This is a genomic window from Psychrobacillus vulpis, assembly GCF_006861825.1.
GTDB lineage: Bacteria > Bacillota > Bacilli > Bacillales_A > Planococcaceae > Psychrobacillus > Psychrobacillus vulpis.
The window spans coordinates 92757-112332 of sequence record NZ_VDGI01000011.1; the positions used below are offsets into that span (position 1 = coordinate 92757).

At 35.7% G+C, this 19576-nt stretch carries 20 protein-coding genes; 1 reads left to right on the forward strand and 19 read right to left on the reverse strand.

Annotated elements, in window-relative coordinates; genetic code table 11:
- Nucleotides 1-62: 62 nt before the first annotated feature.
- The 6 genes from FG384_RS11095 to FG384_RS11120 all read right to left on the reverse strand — a co-directional run bounded on the left by FG384_RS11095 (nucleotide 63) and on the right by FG384_RS11120 (nucleotide 5990).
- Nucleotides 63-1052 (reverse strand): biotin--[acetyl-CoA-carboxylase] ligase, encoded by a 990-nt coding sequence (locus FG384_RS11095; RefSeq protein WP_142642664.1) that lies wholly within the window; start codon nucleotides 1050-1052, stop codon nucleotides 63-65.
- A 1058-nt stretch (nucleotides 1053-2110) separates the two neighbouring features.
- Nucleotides 2111-3340 carry a CCA tRNA nucleotidyltransferase gene (locus tag FG384_RS11100; RefSeq protein WP_142642665.1) on the reverse strand — a complete coding sequence of 410 codons (1230 nt, stop codon included), beginning with the start codon at nucleotides 3338-3340 and terminating at the stop codon, nucleotides 2111-2113.
- Nucleotides 3318-4448 carry an N-acetyl-alpha-D-glucosaminyl L-malate synthase BshA gene (gene bshA / locus FG384_RS11105; protein ID WP_142642666.1) on the reverse strand — a complete coding sequence of 377 codons (1131 nt, stop codon included), beginning with the start codon at nucleotides 4446-4448 and terminating at the stop codon, nucleotides 3318-3320. Before bshA ends, FG384_RS11100 begins: the two co-directional genes overlap by 23 nt.
- Nucleotides 4449-4460: 12 nt before the next feature.
- Nucleotides 4461-4868, reverse strand: coding sequence for a methylglyoxal synthase (mgsA, locus tag FG384_RS11110; protein ID WP_142642667.1), 408 nt, complete (start codon nucleotides 4866-4868; stop codon nucleotides 4461-4463).
- Nucleotides 4869-4878: 10 nt separating this feature from the next.
- Nucleotides 4879-5655: a 4-hydroxy-tetrahydrodipicolinate reductase gene (dapB, locus tag FG384_RS11115; protein WP_142642668.1), complete on the reverse strand. Its 777-nt coding sequence runs from the start codon at nucleotides 5653-5655 to the stop codon at nucleotides 4879-4881.
- A 2-nt stretch (nucleotides 5656-5657) separates the two neighbouring features.
- A complete protein-coding gene (locus FG384_RS11120) occupies nucleotides 5658-5990 on the reverse strand; it encodes a nucleotide pyrophosphohydrolase (RefSeq protein ID WP_142642669.1) in 333 nt (110 codons plus the stop codon).
- A 107-nt stretch (nucleotides 5991-6097) separates the two neighbouring features.
- Here FG384_RS11120 and FG384_RS11125 point away from each other — a divergent pair, with 107 nt between their 5' ends.
- A complete protein-coding gene (locus FG384_RS11125; RefSeq protein WP_142642670.1) occupies nucleotides 6098-6967 on the forward strand; it encodes a YitT family protein in 870 nt (289 codons plus the stop codon).
- 133 nt (nucleotides 6968-7100) lie between these two features.
- Here the strand turns inward: FG384_RS11125 and FG384_RS11130 are convergent, their stop codons facing one another.
- The 13 genes from FG384_RS11130 to aroB form a co-directional block, all read right to left on the reverse strand.
- A complete protein-coding gene (locus tag FG384_RS11130; RefSeq protein WP_142642671.1) occupies nucleotides 7101-7781 on the reverse strand; it encodes a zinc metallopeptidase in 681 nt (226 codons plus the stop codon).
- 56 nt (nucleotides 7782-7837) lie between these two features.
- Nucleotides 7838-8434 (reverse strand): lipoprotein heptaprenylglyceryl N-acetyltransferase LhaT, encoded by a 597-nt coding sequence (gene lhaT / locus FG384_RS11135; protein ID WP_142642672.1) that lies wholly within the window; start codon nucleotides 8432-8434, stop codon nucleotides 7838-7840.
- Between the two features lie 102 nt (nucleotides 8435-8536).
- Nucleotides 8537-9319, reverse strand: a complete 783-nt coding sequence (locus FG384_RS11140; RefSeq protein ID WP_142642673.1) for a menaquinol-cytochrome c reductase cytochrome b/c subunit — start codon at nucleotides 9317-9319, stop codon at nucleotides 8537-8539.
- Between the two features lie 42 nt (nucleotides 9320-9361).
- A complete protein-coding gene (gene qcrB, locus FG384_RS11145) occupies nucleotides 9362-10036 on the reverse strand; it encodes a menaquinol-cytochrome c reductase cytochrome b subunit (RefSeq protein ID WP_142642674.1) in 675 nt (224 codons plus the stop codon).
- Nucleotides 10037-10056: 20 nt separating this feature from the next.
- Nucleotides 10057-10560 (reverse strand): QcrA and Rieske domain-containing protein, encoded by a 504-nt coding sequence (locus FG384_RS11150; protein ID WP_142642675.1) that lies wholly within the window; start codon nucleotides 10558-10560, stop codon nucleotides 10057-10059.
- Between the two features lie 158 nt (nucleotides 10561-10718).
- Nucleotides 10719-11165: a DUF2487 family protein gene (locus FG384_RS11155; protein WP_142642676.1), complete on the reverse strand. Its 447-nt coding sequence runs from the start codon at nucleotides 11163-11165 to the stop codon at nucleotides 10719-10721.
- 11 nt (nucleotides 11166-11176) lie between these two features.
- Nucleotides 11177-11728, reverse strand: coding sequence for a ReoY family proteolytic degradation factor (locus FG384_RS11160; RefSeq protein ID WP_142642677.1), 552 nt, complete (start codon nucleotides 11726-11728; stop codon nucleotides 11177-11179).
- Nucleotides 11729-11748: 20 nt separating this feature from the next.
- Nucleotides 11749-12999, reverse strand: a complete 1251-nt coding sequence (locus tag FG384_RS11165) for a tetratricopeptide repeat protein (protein ID WP_142642678.1) — start codon at nucleotides 12997-12999, stop codon at nucleotides 11749-11751.
- A gap of 1594 nt (nucleotides 13000-14593) precedes the next feature.
- Entirely contained in the window at nucleotides 14594-15886 is a 1293-nt protein-coding gene (aroA, locus tag FG384_RS11170) for a 3-phosphoshikimate 1-carboxyvinyltransferase (protein WP_142642679.1), read from the reverse strand.
- 15 nt (nucleotides 15887-15901) lie between these two features.
- On the reverse strand, nucleotides 15902-16999 hold the full coding sequence (locus tag FG384_RS11175) for a prephenate dehydrogenase (protein WP_142642680.1): 1098 nt from the start codon (nucleotides 16997-16999) through the stop codon (nucleotides 15902-15904).
- Nucleotides 16999-18096 carry a histidinol-phosphate transaminase gene (gene hisC / locus FG384_RS11180; RefSeq protein ID WP_142642681.1) on the reverse strand — a complete coding sequence of 366 codons (1098 nt, stop codon included), beginning with the start codon at nucleotides 18094-18096 and terminating at the stop codon, nucleotides 16999-17001. Before hisC ends, FG384_RS11175 begins: the two co-directional genes overlap by 1 nt.
- Nucleotides 18097-18120: 24 nt before the next feature.
- Nucleotides 18121-18483: a chorismate mutase gene (aroH, locus tag FG384_RS11185; RefSeq protein WP_142642682.1), complete on the reverse strand. Its 363-nt coding sequence runs from the start codon at nucleotides 18481-18483 to the stop codon at nucleotides 18121-18123.
- Between the two features lie 2 nt (nucleotides 18484-18485).
- Nucleotides 18486-19574 (reverse strand): 3-dehydroquinate synthase, encoded by a 1089-nt coding sequence (gene aroB / locus FG384_RS11190; RefSeq protein ID WP_142642683.1) that lies wholly within the window; start codon nucleotides 19572-19574, stop codon nucleotides 18486-18488.
- Nucleotides 19575-19576 lie beyond the last annotated feature (2 nt).

Sequence of the window (19576 nt, forward strand, 5' to 3'; positions counted from 1 at the left end):
AGTTCTATTAAAGATACTACCCTATGTTTTCAGAATAACAGATTTTTAATAATTAGTCCAAATTAACTTTTGTTTACTAAGTGAATATCCGCAGAATAGATACCTCTTATTTCTCCATCATCTAGTTGAAGTTGAAGCACTCCTTCATTAGTTATTCCTATCGCTACACCTTCTAACGTTTCTTTTAAGAGACTAGCTCTAATTCGTTTTCCAATTGTACAACTATAGGATTCCCAAAGTAACTTAATAGGCTCAAATCCACTTTCAATGTATATATTCGAATATTTCTCTAAATAATATAATATTTTCGCTACGAGTTCTGGTCGATTTACTTCCGATCCTGTTTCTATTTTTAAAGAAGTAGCAAGTGATTGAATTGATACATCGAAGGCTTCCACTTCTTGATTTACATTAACACCAATACCGATAATTATAGATTGCACTCGATCCATTTCTGCTTGGAGCTCAGTTAAAATGCCCGTCACTTTTTTTCCATTCATTAATAAATCGTTTGGCCATTTAATTTCAGCAACACAACCAGTAATATCTTCTATTGCTTTTGTAATTGCTACAGCTGAAACAAGCGTAAATTGTGGTGCAAGATGAGGACTAATCTCGGGGCGAATGATAACACTCATCCATACTCCTTTATTTGCAGTGGAATCCCAGGACCGTTCCAGTCTGCCTCTTCCAGCAGTTTGCTCCTCTGTAATAACTAGCGTTCCATGTGGTGCGCCTTCTCTAGCTTTCTCTGCCGCAATATTTTGGGTAGAGTCACAAATTGGATAATACATTATGTTTTGTCCTAAATGTGATGTAGTTAAATACGGAGAAATCCTTTCTTTAGAAACGACATCTGGTATGGATTGTAGAACATATCCTTTTTTCTTTACTGCTTCAATAACATATCCCTCTTCTTCAAGACCTTTTAGATATTTCCAAATCATAGTACGAGAGATATTTAATTCATCCGCTAATTTTTGGCCTGAAACAGGTTCACCCTTTGCAGCGAGCAATTGGGAAAGAATCTTTTCCTTTATTGTCATTTTCACGAAATAACCATTCCTTTATCAAAGTATACTGTGGAAAAATCAAGAACTTTAAAATCCTTGATTTAAGACTATTTATTAATAACAATACTATCACAAATCACGTTAATGAACTTATTTTACAAGGTAATAAGTTGATTATTCTAAAGGAATTATCAAAATAACAAGTGTTAGAAGATTAGTTAAAGATGGTTTTATCATTTTACTCGTTCGATTGTATTTATTAACGCATAGCAAGTGATCCAACAAACATCAACCACAAAGGTATACATATTATTAACAATAATACTAATAAGTTAGATGTTTGAAAAAAACTATAATCATTAATGAATAGAGAAAGGCTACAGTAAAACTCCACTTTGTATATCCTTTTTTACTTATATCCGCCTTAATCATTATGAAAAGAAGTGAGATCATTATCAGAATGAAGAACAATACAATAGCCCCCCTATATGTAAAAAATAATTAACAAGAATAACTCTAACAAATTTCTAGTTTGAAAGCGTTGGATAACCATGTATGTAAAGTCAGAACTGAGAATCGGAGTAAGAAGGTTAGCATTTTCGACTATTTTGGAAATATTAATACGGAATAGGTAATTATAAATTAGGAATGTCATTTAAGAATGTATTCTCAAAAGCTGTGAAGTGGGAAGTTCATTAAAGAGAACCCAATCAAAAATGTAGACGCACACAAGTGAAATAAAGACATTGAGTAATACAAACTTTACGAAGAGGAACATTAAAAGTAGCATCCGGTGAGGCTTGGAATCCAATTAGATGATAGGAGAAACGATAGACTTATAATTAACTAGAAAAACTGGTTATCCTACATAGCATCATGGTTTAGAATTATCGATGGTATTATGTTATTAAGGAATACAACTAACCTCCACTAATCTTTCATGGTCTGAGACATATTTGTAATTTTTTCATGATTAATAAAAAGAACATTTTGGCCATTCTAACAAAAAAAACAAGTGACCTATTCGACTATTTAACATAATTTGGTCGCCTTTCAGTCACTTGCCCAATCTATAAAATTAAACAATAAAAAACGTTTTAGTCTAAAGGTTTTAAGTTACCATTTATAAATTCACGAAAAAACCATTCTTTTATTTGTTTTCGTTCATTTTTCACTTGTCCATTAATTATAGCTATTGTTAACTCATTTAGAACTTCTTTGATCCAAGGACCCCTTTTTTGCTGTTTCCAATTCATTAGATCATTTCCGTTTACAACGATGTCACTTGAAGAGGAAATTGGAATAGCTTTTTTTAACTGAAGAATTTCATCCATCGTATAAGGAATATGAATAGTAAAAATAGATGCCGCATAAAGAGATGACACTATTAATACTTCTTCGTTAAATTGATAAAAATCTTGCTTTGTCCATGGACCTTTTTTCAATTTTTCTACTGCACTCAATACATGTTTCACATGCAATTTTTCTGCGTTTGAACACTTATAAAAATTTAATAAGCTATTTATGTCCTCCGACGGTTGCATAAGTGAAAAAAATGCCCAACCATTTGCTCTATTTTCGAAGTAATTAAAATTACCCCACTTGTTTATAAAAGTCTCCCAGTCACCTGGAAAGTTATTAGCTAATCTACTAGACACAAATAGATGCATTCCTTTTTCTACATTATTACTTGTCCAAATTTTCTCCAGCTCCACTTTCACACGTTCAATGGAAACATGTTCAATTAAATGATGGAGCGTTTGAATTGCTTCTAACGTGTCCTTGTGCAGAGAAAAGTCTAGCTGTGCTGAAAATCGAATCGCTCTTAGCATACGAAGTGCATCTTCTGAAAAACGTTTTTGGGGATCACCCACTGCTCGAATACGTTTATTTTCAATATCTTTTCTTCCACCAAAATAATCTATAAGTTCATCCGATTTTGTTAATGCCATTGCATTCATTGTAAAATCGCGTCTTTGTAAATCTTCTTCTAGAGACCGAACAAACATTACTTTATCTGGCCTTCTAAAATCAGTATAAGTATCTTCCGAACGGAATGTTGTCACCTCTATCGTTTCACTTAAGATGACAAGGACAGTACCATGTTCGATACCTACATCAATGGTGCGATCAAATAGCTGTTTGACTTCGTTCGGTGTTGCATTCGTTGTGACGTCCACATCATTTGCATGAACATTTCTTATGAAATCTCGGACAGCTCCTCCTACAACATATGCTTCAAATCCTGCATTCTCAAGTATTTCAATTACTTGATAGGCATCGGGCCACCGATGTTTCATCATGTTATTTTCTCGCCACTCTTTCATACATCATCTCGTATTGCTCGACTATTTTAGAAGAGCTAAATTGCTCCTGAACAATACGTAAAGCCGTCTCGCTTATTTGTTTATGTAAAATAGGGTCTTGTAGTATTTTTACACCATATTCTGCTACTTTTTCTATATCTCCAAGTTCTACTAAATATCCGTTTTCCCCATGGGAGATCACTTCTGGTATTCCACCTACATTAGTTCCAATACAAGGCACTTCACATGCCATCGCTTCAAGTAACACTAATCCAAATGACTCTTTTTGAGATAAAAGTAACATCAAGTCGGAAATTGCATATAATTCGGATAAATTATCTTGCTTTCCTAAAAACAGAACATCCTTTTCAATACATTTGTCTTTTACATATTCCATTACAGGGTGTTTTTCAGGTCCATCTCCAACTAATAATAATTTTGCAGGGACTTCTTGTCGAATGAGTTCAAAACTTTTTATGATATCTGGCACTCGTTTTACTTTTCTAAAATTAGAAACATGAATAATAACTTTCTCATGTGGTTCAATTCCAAAAATCTCCTTCAAATTTCCAGCATCTTTTTTAGAATATTCTTGTTCATCTACAAAATTATAGATTGTTTCAATTTCTTTTTGGGGTGAAATTAACTCCATCGTTTGACCTACTAATGAATTAGAAACTGCTGTCACGATATCTGATTTTTCAATACCATAACGAATGGCACCAGACAGAGATGAATCATCTCCAAGTACAGTAATATCCGTTCCATGGAGAGTTGTAACAATACCAATGTCGGATTTTGCCATGTCTTTTGCAAGTATTGCACATACAGCATGTGGTATTGCATAATGCACATGAAGCACATCTAATTGTTCATCATTTATGACTTCAGCCATTTTGTTAGCCAGTGCAATATCATAAGGAGCATATTGGAAAACGGAGTAACTATTTACTTCCACTTGGTGATAGGTGATGGTCGGATACATTTTATTTAACCGAAACGGCATGCTTGAAGTGATAAAGTGTATTTCATGTCCTTTTTCTGCAAGCATTTTTCCAAGCTCCGTGGCAATAACACCCGATCCTCCTACAGTTGGATAACAGGTTATACCAATCTTTAATTTACGCACTTAATCACTTCCTTAACGTGAACGTCTTTCTTCTAGTAATCGCCAATCTAAAAATCCTTCTTCTAATCCTTTTAATAATATTTCCGCAGTTCCCATATTTGTTGCTAAAGGTATTTGATATACATCGCAAAGTCGTATTAAAGCAGATACATCTGGTTCATGCGGCTGAGCTGTTAGAGGATCACGAAAGAAAATAACCATGTCCATTTCATTATTTGCAATTGCAGAACCTATTTGTTGATCTCCGCCGAGTGGCCCAGATTTATATCTATATACAGTTAAACCGACCTCATCAATAATTCTTGAACCAGTTGTTCCAGTAGCAAACAATTCATGGTCTTCTAAGATTGGCTTATATGCTGTCACAAATTGAATTAAATCGTTCTTTTTTTTATCATGTGCCACTAAAGCTATTCTCATATCGTCACTCCTATAAAATAATATCTTCCAAACCGTAAATAAGCTTATTTTGTTTCATAATTTCGTTGATCGACAGCACAATACCTGACATAAAAGATGTACGGTTAAAGGAATCATGACGGAGCGTCAATAGTTGGCCCTCTCCTCCAAGAAGTACTTGTTGATGTGCTACTAGTCCAGGCAACCGTACACTGTGAATGTGCATGCCAGAGAAGTTAGCACCACGTGCCCCATCCATTATCTCCTCTTCATGTTCATGCCCTTGCTCAAAAGTCATTCTTGCCTCATTTATCATTTGAGCAGTTTTAATAGCAGTTCCGGAAGGAGCATCCACTTTTTGGTCATGATGCATCTCTATTATTTCTACATTCGGTAAATATTTTGCAGCCATTTGTGAAAACTTCATCATAAGAACTGCACCAATGGAAAAGTTAGGAGCAATAATGCATCCTATTTCTTTTTCTTCAGCTTTCTTTCTAATCTCTTCTAATTGTAAATCAGTAAATCCTGTAGTACCAATAACAGGTCTTACCCCGTTTTCCAAGGCTATTATCGCATGCTCGTAAACACATTCCGGTACAGTTAAATCTATTAACACATGGGGTTCTGTTTGAAATATAAGCTCTTGTAAGGAAGTAAAGATTGGAATACTATCTCCAAAGAACTCTTCTTCTTTTTTATGATCTAATACACTAACTAATAAAAAGTCTTCGTTTTTTAGAATTGTTGCTACTGCTTCTTTACCCATTCTTCCTCTAGGTCCTGCTACTGCAACTTTAATAACCACAGTTAGTCCTCCTTTTTAGTCCATCGATCTTTATCACGTGTATTGTATTTATATAAGACATTTTGTAGAGACTGTTGTAAATCAATACCTTCAGCATTCGCCATACATATTAGGACAAAAAAGAAATCTCCCATTTCATCTGCAAGTTCTTTTTCTACTTCTGTAGCTTTCTTTTTCTTTGTCCCATATTTATGTTGAACTTCTCTTGAAAGCTCTCCTAACTCTTCCGTTAGTCTAGCAAGAAGTTCCATTGGAGGAAAGTAGCCTTCCTTAAATTGACTTATGTATGTATCTACATCTTTTTGCAATTCCATTAATGTTCTGTTGTTGTCCATATTTTTCACTCTCCCTCCTTCATCCTAATAAAAACATACACCAGTTGTCAAAAGCATTTAAATAAATGATAATAGTAAAAAGAAATTAATCAAAAAGAGGTGGATTCATGGGGCTTGGATTAAAACTTAAAAATATTATTTTCATTATTATTGGATCCGCTATTTATAGCTTCGGATTTGTTCACTTCAATATGCAAAATGAGTTAGGTGAAGGCGGATTTGCAGGTATTACGCTAATATTATATTTCGTTTTTAAATGGGATGTAGCATTGATGAACCTTTTACTTAATATTCCAATGTTCATAATAGGTTGGAAATTACTAGGTCGAAAAGTGTTTGCATACACAGTTATTGGGACAGTTTCTGTTTCGATATTTTTAAAAATCTTTCAAATTTACGAAATACAAATTGGATTAAAAGATGATATGTTCCTTGCCTCCTTATTTGCTGGTGTATTCGTTGGTGTTGGTTTAGGTATTATTTTCAGGTTTGGCGGGACTACTGGTGGCGTCGATATTATTGCACGCCTTGCACATAAGTACATAGGCTGGAGTATGGGAAAAACAATGTTTTTGTTTGATGCATTTGTCATATTATTATCTTGGCTAACTTTCCTAGACGAACGCTCAATGATGTATACGCTTGTTGCTGTTTTTGTTGGAGCAAGAGTGATTGACTTCGTGCAAGAAGGTGCATATGCAGCTCGTGGTGCTTTTATTATATCTGAATCACAAGATGAGATTGCAAATCGCATTTCTGATGAAATGGAACGAGGTGTAACTATATTAAAAGGGCATGGACATTACACCAAAAACGAACGGGAAGTTCTATATTGTGTAATTGGTAAAAATGAAATTGTTCGTTTGAAATCTATTATTACATCCGTCGATCCCCATGCATTCGTTTCCTTGACAGAAGTACATGATGTAATGGGTGAGGGTTTTACTCTAGATAACGAGAAAAAGCCAATAGACTAACAAAACATAATCGTGCTGAAATCTAAACGTAGAAACTTGTAGATTGATACTAGCAAATCCAGTTTTTTAATATCGTATGAAAAAATAAAGGATTGTCCTAAGTCATTTTAACTTGGGACAATCCTTCTATTTTTTATTCGTCTCTGGTCATACCTGTATAAATTAATACTAAACGTAATAACTCAAGTACAGCAACAGCAGCAGCAGCTACATATGTCAAAGCAGCAGCGCTTAATACTTTTTTCGCATGGGGCTCTTCCTCATTGCGAATAATTCCTAAAGATACCATTTGGTCCATTGCACGATTGGAAGCGTTAAATTCCACTGGGAGGGTTACTATTTGGAATACTACACCTACAGCAAGTAATACAATACCTAGTAACATAAAACTAGGGAAAGTTGCTAGCATACCTATCATAATGAAGATCCAAGAAGCATTTGAAGAAATGTTAGCGATTGGAACTAGTTTATGTCTCAAAGTTAGAAAAGAATATGCTTCTTTATGTTGAATAGCATGTCCAACTTCATGAGCAGCAATTGCAGCACCAGCGACAGAAGCTTCATGATAGTTATGAGAAGACAATGCAACAATTTTAGTCATTGGGTTATAATGATCGCTCAAAAAACCACTACTTTCAACCACTTTTACATCGCTCAATCCATTCGCATCTAAAATAGTTCTTGCAACTTGTGCACCACTCATACCTGAAGTTGAGCGAACTTTTGTATACTTTTTATACGTGCTTTTCACTTTCATTTGAGCATAAATCGGCAATAACAGAATGATCGCAAAATACACGATATAAGAAATCAACTCTTTTTTCCCCCTCTCAAACTATACTTCTATTTTATATGGTTATTTAGGATGAATCAACTAATTCGATTTGACCTTTTTCGATAATTAGCAACAGCAATGCAAATACATGTAATTGATAACCAAAAAGTAAAGTAACCTATTTGACTCGCATACACACTTAAACTTCTATACACGGGCATCTGACCAAACACATAATCAATGACATCATTATGTAAAGTCCAAATCGATGCAATCAATATATGCACCCAAGTAAATTTATAAAATGGCATGTACAAAACAGCTTGAAGTGCCATTGCAAAGTGTGAAGCAACTAACATCCATCCCATCCATCCGATAGAGCCTGTCTCCATATAAGTCCAAACGTTCATAACAACTGCCCAAATTCCGTATTTAACAAGAGTTATTAACGCTAGAGTCTCTATTAATTTCCAATTTTTCTTTAACAGCCATCCTAATAAAGCAATTGTGAAAAATAGACTAGCTGTTGGACTATCTGGAACAAAAATATAATATTTAGGCTCTGTTACAGAGAGCTGAGAACCGTACCAGTAATAACCGTATATAGTGCCTAATAAATTCACGATAAATAAGAGCCACATAAATGACTTATTGTAAAGTATTACTTTCAACAACATCATCAGATCTTTCATGAATTCGCTCCTCAATATGTTGGTAAAAAAAAAGAGTCAGTAATCTGACTCTTTTTTATGTCAAGCTTCATCCCCTATAGGATAGGAGATGAAGCTTTCTAATTATTCTGCTGGTTGTAGAGTTGTAATAAACTCTGCAATTTTATGAAGTTCTTCATCAGTTCCTTGGAACGTACCACCTGGCATACCGTTTAAACCGTTATGTGCAATTTCAACGATTTCATCAGCAGTATAGTCTAAACCAATTAATGGCTTACCTAATCCACCTTCAAAGGCATTACCATGACATCCAATACAGGAAGATCCCAAATAAAGTTGATATCCTTCTGCACTTTCATCAAATTCCACTGTTGCGACTTCTTCTTTAATTTCACCTTGAGCTTTCGCTGCTTCCCAGTCATGGTTTGCAACTGATTCCCAAGTTAAGTAGAACATAGCTGCAAAAGCAAGAAGCATAAATCCAGTTGGAAGTGGACGTTTAAATGGACTTCTTTCTTTGCTCGTATCTAAAAATGGAACTAATAATAGCGCACCAAAAGCTAAACCTGGAATAATGATAGATCCAATTACGTTAAATGGACCAGAAGCAAACTCATATTTTAATAATTGGTATAAGAATAAGAAATACCAGTCTGGTAAAGGAATATAACCTGTGTCTGTTGGATCCGCCTGTCGCTCAAGTGGCGAAGGATGGGCAACAGTCAATACTAAATAACCTACTAAGAAAACTGCACCGACTAACCATTCTTTTAATAAGAAGTCAGGCCAGAAAGCTTCTGTTTTACCTGGATACTCAGAATAGTCTTTCGGAGTTTTTTTCGTACGGCTAGCAGGGTCTGTTATACGAGAGTCACCTACAAATTTCATACCTTTTCCGCGATGCATAATGTCCCCTCCTTTTAAGAAATTATCTGTCCGACTTACCCATTAAAGTGGACCAGAAATACCTTGACGACGAATCATGATAAAGTGAGCTGCAAGTAATGCGAATAATGCAGCTGGTAAGAAGAACACATGAATCGCAAAGAATCTTGTTAATGTTTGTGCACCGATGATATGTTCATCACCAGCTAATAATGTTTTAATTGCTCCTCCAAGTAATGGAACAGATGCAGCAATTTCAATACCTACTTTTGTTGCGAACAATGCTTTCATGTCCCAAGGCAGTAGATAACCTGTGAATCCTAAACCTAACATAACAGCGAAGATTAATACTCCAACCATCCAGTTTAGTTCACGAGGTTTTTTATAAGACCCAGTAAAGAATACACGTAACGTATGTAAGAACATCATAACAATAACAAGTGACGCTCCCCAGTGGTGCATCCCTCGCACTATTTCACCGAATGCTACTTCGTTTTGAAGATAGTAAACAGATTCCCATGCATTTTCAATATCCGGAACGTAATACATTGTTAAAAACATACCTGATAAAATTTGAATTACTGTTACGAAGAATGTTAATCCTCCAAAACAATATACAAATGCTGAGAAATGATGTGCAGGGTTTACGTGTTCTGGTACTTCGTGGTCAGCGATATCACGCCATATTGGTGTAATATCTAGTCTTTCGTCCACCCAATCATAGATTTTATTAAGCACTGATGTCGTACCCCCTTACTTTAAACTAATGTGTTAGGTATAGCTTTTCCGATTTCTAAGAGACCGTCATTTACACGAACTTCATATTGATCCAACGGACCTAGAGGTGGTGTTTTTGGAACATTCTTTCCGGTTTTCTCATAGCGACCAGCATGACATGGACAGAAGAATTGATTTTTGTGTGCCGGGTCACCTTCCCAGTTCACTGTACAACCTAAATGTTTACATACTGGAGAAAGAGCGATAATTTCATCTCCCTCTTTGTAAACCCATGCAGTATTTGTTACATCAGACTTGTACCATGCATCCACTTGTTCAAATGTGAAGTCTACACGTTCAGGAACTTCTGTAATATCAGCAACTTTTTTGTCGGTTAGTACAAAATCTCCACCAGCTGATTTTTGCAATACAGGATCAACTGCAAAACGTACCATTGGCATTAGCATTCCTGCCGCCATAAATCCGCCAACACCAGTTAATGTATAACTTAAAAATTGGCGTCTTGATACTTTATTGTTACTCATCCTTTTCCCCCCTCTTACTTAAAGGTCAGTCCAATGGACATACTTGCTTGAATTAATAATACTAGGACATATCCATGATATATCAATAAAAAAGGAAGGTCAATATTCCTTTGAAACGAATTATACACTTTGTGAACAATTCTTGAAAGATATTGACACTAATTCGCCCATTTTTTTGCGAAAATTGGTACTAGCTGACGAAGTTGATCTTCTAATATTGAATTTCTCATCTTTTGATCCATAGATTCTAGTGGTACGGAAGGAATCCATATAACGTTTTGTTCCTCACCCATCGTGTTCCATTCTCTATCAGAAGTAATGAAAAAAATATGTTTAAATTCTGCTTTGTTTATCTCTTCTTTCCAGTTTTCAAACAAAGTGAGCTTGTCCTGATTACTCGTATAAGAGAAGGAAGGAAATAAAACGATCCTTCCTTTAAATTGATTTTCAATTACGTTACCTAATGATAAAGTAAAGTCTGCAGCGGATGCTGCAAATTGGAAACCATGTTCGGAACCATCTATTAGTGTTAAGGGTATTACTGCTGTATCTATAAATTCTTTTTGTGCTTGAAATACTGCACTATCTTTTCCGTTCCAATGCATTACTATCTCTCCTAATTGTCTTTCTCTACTAGTTCTTTCCATAAAGCAGAAAGTTCATAAAATTTTTCTTTATTATTTTGATCTATTGCCTCGTCAATCTGTTTTTTTAACTGTTCTACCTGAAAAAAATGTAAGCTCTCTGACAAAATATCTTCTACAATAAGTTTATCTTTTTCGCTTATATGCAAATATTTAGGCATATACGGATTTTCTTCTAAAACAGCTAAGTATTCAGGACTTGGTGGTACCATTTGAAAATTGAGTTGAATATACATTTCTTCATCTGGATGCAATCTTAAATCGTGGAAAGACTTTTCTGCGTCAGCAGTCATAATACTTCCTTTATAAAATCGAAAAGGTATACCAGAGGATGTCGTTACAGACATTACCATTGCTCTAGGACAATAATGTGCTTCCTCCACAAAATGAACGTTATTCAACAATGTTTCGTGACTTATTAAGTAATTCAAGATCCAAACGCACTCTCTTCTTTTCATTTGATACTTTTTTAAAAACCAACGAACAAATTCCTTTTTCTCGCCTACTGAAACAGAAGCAGTCACGTAACCTCTCCTTCCTTTATTTATTCACTCATTTCAAACCATGTACTGTTCTCAGGCTGTAACTTTTGTAATATCGATACTACTTCTAGAGCTTCTTCTCTTTTTCCGTCTTCTAACAAGAAATAGACGTATTTCTCTAAAAATGGAGCATCCTCTTTATGTTCAGTATATGCTAACTTATAAAATTCGTATGCTTTTTCATAAAATTCTAATCGATCATATGCGTAGGCTAAAAATGGGTACATGGATGACCATTCAAATTGGTCTTGTTTCAAAGTTTCGTACAAATCAATTAGCTCTTCATCTTGTTCTTCCGTTGAAAACAGAGATGTTAATGTAAATATAGCATCCATATACTCTGGATCCAATGCAATTGCTTCACGTAAAAAAGACTCTGCTTCTTTCACTCTACCCAATTTTAGAGAAATTTTACCTGCAAATAAATAATATTCTTTTTCATACTCGTCTCTAGCAATTCCATCTATTATTGCTTTCAATGCATCTTCATTTTTTTCCTGCATTGCATACGCTTCTGCTAATAGCATATACGCAGAAAAATAGTCAGGATCTATTTCCAAAAGGTTTTCTAAATGTTTCACTGCTGTTTCATAATGTTGTACTTGGAAGGAGGCATATGCAGCGTGAAATAAAACATCAGGTGCTACTTCCTTTTGTAAAGCTTTTGCATAATAAGGTATTGCCTCTTCATACGCTGCACCTGCGCTATAAATTTCGGCAAGTTTTAAAGGCAAATCGACTGCTTGAATGGAATTTTGTACTGGTAGCAGTTCTTCCATCATTCTTGCAGCTTCTAAATACCTTCCAGTTTCAAATAAAAGCTCACCTTTTGCATATAGTAACAATGGTTCATTTGGCAGTATATTAATGGCTTCATTTATTTTTTGCTCTGCTACTTCAAAGAGGCCAATCATTTGATAATAGTCTGCTAGTGTCAGTAACGCTTGAGGATATGCCTCACTAGACTTATCTACACTTGTTAATAGGTTTAATGCATCATCTTCTTTATCCATTTCTAAATAAAGCTGCGCTTGATCTATTTTAAGCTGATTCTCCTCTGGAAAAAGAAACTGTAAATATTCCAATACTTTAACAGCTTCTTGCAAATAACCATACTGTGTAAATAAATCCGCCAACACGTATTGGTCGTCAGGATTTTCCTCTAACAGAAATGCATCAAGCATTGCTGTTAACATTTCTACATTTCCTTCTTCCATCGCTTGTAAAAATGGTTGTAGTTTATCCAATTCCATCACCTATCTTTCTAGTGTCCTTTTTATCGTACAGGACTGTTAAATGTCATACAAGTAAAATACTCTCCCAAAGTAGAGTTCCAGGCTATTAAAAACTCAAAATACAAGTTTAGTACAGTCATTTTATTTTTAAATAGGATAATTCAGCTTTTCCAAAGCTTGCCGCTCACTTTCCTCGGGCGAGCGCCGAGCCGCTTGGGCCCACACGACGTGGGTCATGAAACCGTTGCCACAGGATGTGGCGAACTTAGGTTGCCTTCTAGACGAGGCGTCCTTAACCTTCCTTCCTCTAACACACTCCTGCAGGGTCTCGTCTGTCTCGCTTTTCTCGTAGGAGTCGAGTGGCAAGCTTCTCCAAACCATTAAAATGATACCTTCCTACTTTAATCTTAAGATGATGAAATCATGACTAGAAAAACAAAATCATAAACGCGAACAATTAGAAATGATTACAACCGATCAATTTGTTCCAATAGAACATCAAGTACAAAATTGGATACTGCAATCGTTATCGTTTACTTCATAAAAAATTTGAAAAGGTAGAAATGAAAGAATTAATACAGACTGTTCTATTGTTAGAATTTCTACCTTTTGCGTTCATCGATTTGATTTGATTTTTCGTCAACCTACCATCACCTTAGTTATTTTCAGAGTACTAGTTGATTTGAGCGGAGGACGACGACTCCTGCGGGAATAGCGTTAGCCGAAGACCTCACAGTGCAGCGAGGAGGGCACTGAAAAAGTGTCATTCATATAAATTATCTATCAAATAGTCCTAAGAGAATTTAGCGCTTTGGCATTCGCTTTCCGCGGGCGAGCGACGAGCCTCCTCCTACGCTTCGCTTCGTGCGGGGTCTCGTCTGTCTCGCTTTCCCGCAGGAGTCTCATACGTCGCGCTAAATTTTTTAAATGATATACAGCAAATAGTTCCTATAAAAATAATAATTTTGAGTTTTTCAGTGGCCTCGCTGCTCTCGTTTGGGGTTTTGGAAGCTCCGTTTTTTCGCAGGATTCTCGTAGATTTTTCCTTTATGTATAAGGAATCTAGTAGTTGTTATGAGAAGGTATCCCTAAAAGCAAATAAAATTAAAGTGATTAGCTAGAAAGGGTTCCATCTATTTTCTTATAAAATGAATGAAGACTAGTTGAACGGAAAAAGCTACTCGCTTTTCGCGGAGAATCGCCAAGCATACTCCTCACTGCAATGAGGGCACTGAAAACCCACCTTTGTTTTAATAAATACTTTTTAGTTCTAGAAAATCGTTGAAGAAGGCGACACTCCTGCGGGAATAGCGTTAGTCGAAGACCCCGCAGCAAAGCGAGGAGACTGAGGCAACGCCCGCGGAAAGGGAGCCGTTTCAACGATTTTCTTATTTACTGGAATATTAGACTACCTCATTTGGCAAAATCGAATTATAGGCACTTTTTCAGTTTCCTCGAAGCGAGGAGGCTAAGGCAACGCCAGCGGAAAGCGTTCGCCCACAGTGGAAATCAAATGCTTCCAATTATTATTTCATTTTAAAAATAAAAGAGACTGTAAACAAATTCGATTTTATCGAGTTTGCCTACAGTCGGAAATCTCCCAAAGGAGAGTTCATTTTACAACAGTTGAAAGCTGATCAAAAAAGTTTGGATAAGAAACAGCGATACAAGCTTCATTGTCAATCGTAACTGGACTGGAAGTGATGAGAGAAGCAATTGCAGCCATCATACCGATACGGTGATCACCGTACGTATGCAAATCTCCGCCATGTAATGCTGTAGGGCCTTCTATTACCATCCCATCATTAGTTGCTATAATGTTCGCACCGAGCTTTTTTAATTCATTTACAACTGCATCTATTCGATTTGTTTCCTTTACTTTTAATTCTTCAGCATCTCTAATAATTGTTTTTCCTTTTGCTTGCGTTGCAAGTAAAGCAATAATTGGAATTTCATCAATTAATCTAGGTATCAAATCGCCACCAATTTCTGTACCTACAAGATTGGAAGTCTCTACTTGTACTGTTCCCATTTCTTCGTGGCTTTTATTTGAATCTAATTCAATTGTAATGGTTGCACCCATTTCATGTAGTACATCAATAATTCCAGTTCTTGTTGGATTCAATCCAACATTTTGAAGGATTAATTTACTATGAGGCACAATCGCTCCGGCTACTAAAAAGAAAGCAGCAGATGAAATATCACCAGGTACAACAACATGAGTACCTTTGAGAGCTTGTCCGCCTAGGAGACTAATTGTTTTATCATCCACCGATATATTTGCCCCAAAATGTTGTAGCATTTTTTCTGTATGATCACGAGATGTTTCTTTTTCTGTAATTATTGTTTCGCCTTCTGCGCCTAATGCCGCTAACAAAATTGCAGATTTCACTTGAGCACTAGCAACAGGCATCTCATACTGAATAGCTTTAAGTGGAGCTCCTTCTACTGTTATTGGAGTTAATTGAGCATTTGCACGCCCTATTAACTTAGCACCCATTTCTTTTAATGGATCAGTTACTCGTTTCATCGGACGTTTCTGAATCGATTCATCCCCTATTAAAACCGAAGAAATAGAAGAACCTGCAAGTATTCCAAGCATAAGTCTAGTTGTTGTACCAGAGTTTCCTGTGTACAGTATCTCGCTAGGCTCATTCCATGCATCTATTCCATCGCTCGTAATCCGAACACTTTCGCCATCCACAGAGATTTCTACACCAAGCTTTTTGAAACAATCAATAGTGCTTAAACAATCATCACTTTGTAGAAACCCTTCCACAGTTGTGATCCCTTTAGCAATCGCTCCAAACATAACAGAGCGATGTGATACAGATTTATCCCCAGGTATTCTTAATGTTCCTTGTAAGGAAGGCTGGGCGTAATCTAATAGTTTGCTTGCTACCATGTTCAATCTCCTTCCTTAAGAAATGTACGTTTCAAAGGTCGTATTTTTTGCAATACATTCCACTGCTTTTTCTCGATCATCGATTGTTTGAAAACTAATTACTAAAATACCAAATATGTCCTCTCGTGTTTCAATAATCCGTAAGTTTGTAATACTAATATGATCATTAGCTAAATACCCTGTGATTTCGGAAATAACCCCTGGATAGTCAGGAACATCCACATATAAATCATGAACTGCAAACATTGCTCCTTTTGAAATTGGCAATTCATCCCGAACTTGTTTTGCTGTCGAAAAATACTGTTCAATGTCTTCTGCATCTGAATGTAACAACAGATTTTGAAGTCGTTTCATTTCTTCTAACCACACTTGTAGCTGATTACTGAGTTCTGCCCTATTTTGAACAGTAATATCTCTCCACATGATTGGATTAGATGATGCAATTCTTGTTAAATCACGGAATCCTCCAGCAGCCAGTTGTTTTGTGAAAGGAAAGGATTCATTCTCCACTGCTAATTGATGAACAAGTGATGCTGCAACTAAATGTGGAAAATGACTTACTACCGCTGTCATATGATCATGTTCCTCTGCGTTTACTTGAACAACTTTTGCTTTTGTTACATGCAATAAATCTGAAAGTACTTTTGCTTCCTCTTTATTTTCATTTTCAAATGGTGTAAGCATATAGAATGCATTTTCAAATAAGTGCGCACGAGCTGCTTCTACTCCACTTTTATGCGAACCTGCCATCGGATGACCGCCAATGAATGTTATACCCGCTTCTTTTAAAATTTGGGCCGCTTTCATTATCTCTTTTTTAGTACTTCCAGTATCAGTTACAATAACATTTTTTTTAAGTTGCCAGCTTGGCATTTCTTTTATTAATCGTATAGTTTCATTGACCGGAGTAGCAAATATGATGATGTCTGCAAGCTCTGATGCATCTTCCATTTGAACAGCCATTTCATCAATTACGCCAATCCTCTTGGCTGTTCGAAGCGTTTGATCTGATGCATCATATCCTATGATGGAAACATCTGTATGTCGCTTTAAACCAAGCGCCAAAGATCCTCCTATTAATCCAAGTCCAATGATTAGAACCGTTTGTTTCATTAAAGTACGCCTTCCTCATGTAAAACTTCATCTAGTTTTTGTAAAAGTTCTGTATTTTCTTGTTCAGTACCAATTGTAATTCGAAGATATCCTGGGACACCTAATGCATTTCCACTTCGCACAATAAATCCACGCTTCATTAATCCTTGGAATACTGCATCGCTATCCGTTTTCACTTCCATTAAAATGAAATTAGTATGGGATGGATAAAAGTCCAACTTACGTTCTGTACAATATGTTTCATACTGCTTTTTACCAGCATTATTTTTTGCTCTACATTCTTCTATAAAAGTTTGGTCTTGTAATCCAATAACAGCTACATCTTGACTTAAAACTGTATTATTAAATGGCTCACGTGTAGGTTCAAGCTGACTGATTACTTCTTCTGAACCAATTGCATATCCTACTCGGAAGCTTGCTAGTCCATAAGCTTTTGAGAAAGTACGCATAATTAAAAGATTCGGATGTTTTTCTATTAATCTAATTGAATCCACATACGTTTCGTCTGTAATATATTCTATATAAGCTTCGTCCAGCACGACCAACACATCATGAGGAACTTTTTCGATGAACACTTTAATTTTTTCACTTGGTGTAAGAGTTCCTGTAGGATTATTCGGGTTACAAATCCAAACAATTCCTGTATTTTCATCAATAGAATCATACATTTTGTCAAGATCATGCTCACCATTTTTGAGCGGTACTTCTCTAACTTCTGCACCTTCTACTATTGCATTATGCTTATATTGACCAAAAGTTACAGATGCCATTACTGTATTCAAACCAGGTTGAAGAATAGCTCTTGAAACGATAAGAATATTATCATCAGAACCATTACCGAATAATAACTGGTTTTCGGATACTTTTAAATGCTTTGCAACAGCAGTACGGAGCTTTGTCGCATACCCATCTGGATATAAAGCATAATTTACATCTGCACTCTCTAAATATGCTTTTACTTTTGGAGATGCACCATATGGATTCTCATTAGATGCTAGTTTAATTACTTTATCTAAATTAAAGATTCTTTTCACTTCGTCCATCGTTTTTCCAGGTTGGTAAGCATTTAAACCTTTAATTTGTTTTTTGAATTTCATCATAGTACCCCTCGATTCTTCAATTTACTTCACTAAGTCAGGTCGTAATTGAACAGCATTATTTAAATAGATATGGTGAATATCTTTTTGTGCTTTTTCAGTATTGACATGCATTAATATTCGAATACATTTTTCTAATGCGCCAGGAACATTCATTTCATGCGTACACATAACTGGAACAAAGCTCCATCCTTCAATGCTTCTAACTGCCTTGGCAGGAAATGTAGAGGAGATATCTGTTGTCGTGGATATAATAACGGAAGCAACAAACTCCGGTTCTATATTATTCGCCTTTGCCATTTCTAAAGCAAGTCGAGTTGTTTCGTGAAGAACTTGCTCATTCGAATCTTCTAGTACTGTAATTGCTCCCCTAATTCCTCTGATCAATTTTATTGTACCTCCATAATCCAGTCTCTTAATAGTTCATCACATTTCTTTACGTCTTCCATTGATATAATTTTTACAAACGGTTCTCCTATTTTTTCTAGCAGTGCAAAATGCAATTCACCATTTGTCGTTTTTTTATCTTTTAACATAAATGACGCTAATTGTTCAAATGAACAATTCAATACATGATGAAAGTTGTAATCGAGTTTTATCGCAAGGTTAAATACTTTTCGTGCATATCCTTTTTCTAGTTTCCCACGAATCTCACTTAACATTAATGCGGGAATCATCCCAATCATGACAGCTTCTCCATGTGTGATTTTCCCATAACCAATAGAAGCCTCGATTGCATGTCCATATGTATGACCAAAATTCAAAAACTTGCGAAACGACTGTTCTTTCTCATCTAACTCTACAATATGTGCCTTTACCCGGATTCCTTTTTCAAGCCAGACTAAAAGCTCATCCTTTTGAATAGCATCGATACTTGGCAAAAGAAAAAAATCATGAACCCAAGCTTCATTACTAATGAGCGCATGCTTTATCACTTCTGCAAGTCCTGAACGAACCTCATTTTTTGGAAGTGTTTGTAAAAAATGAAAATCATATAATACTTCTGATGGTTGATAAAATGCACCAATCATATTTTTTCCATTAGGATGATTTATAGCAGTTTTTCCGCCTACTGCACTATCGTGTGCTAAGATCGTTGTTGGTATTTGATAAAAAGAAATTCCACGCATAAATGTAGCTGCTACAAACCCCGTTAAGTCTCCTATTGCTCCTCCACCAAATGCTAGTAAGATACTATTTCTGGAACAATTTTCTTGAAGCAGAAACGTCTGAACATCAAAATATGATTCAAACGTTTTGCAAGATTCTCCATTTGGTACAAGATGAATTTTATATGGTAACGAAAAATTTTTATTAAAATATTCTTTATGTATATTCCAAACATTTTCGTCAGTAATTACAATAATTTGATCTGCCTTTTGAAATGACATAACATTTCTTTCGCAAAACTCTCGTAATATTTTTTCACCAAGATGTACTTCATAAAAAGAGTCTTTTGTTCTTACTGGGATAATCATGT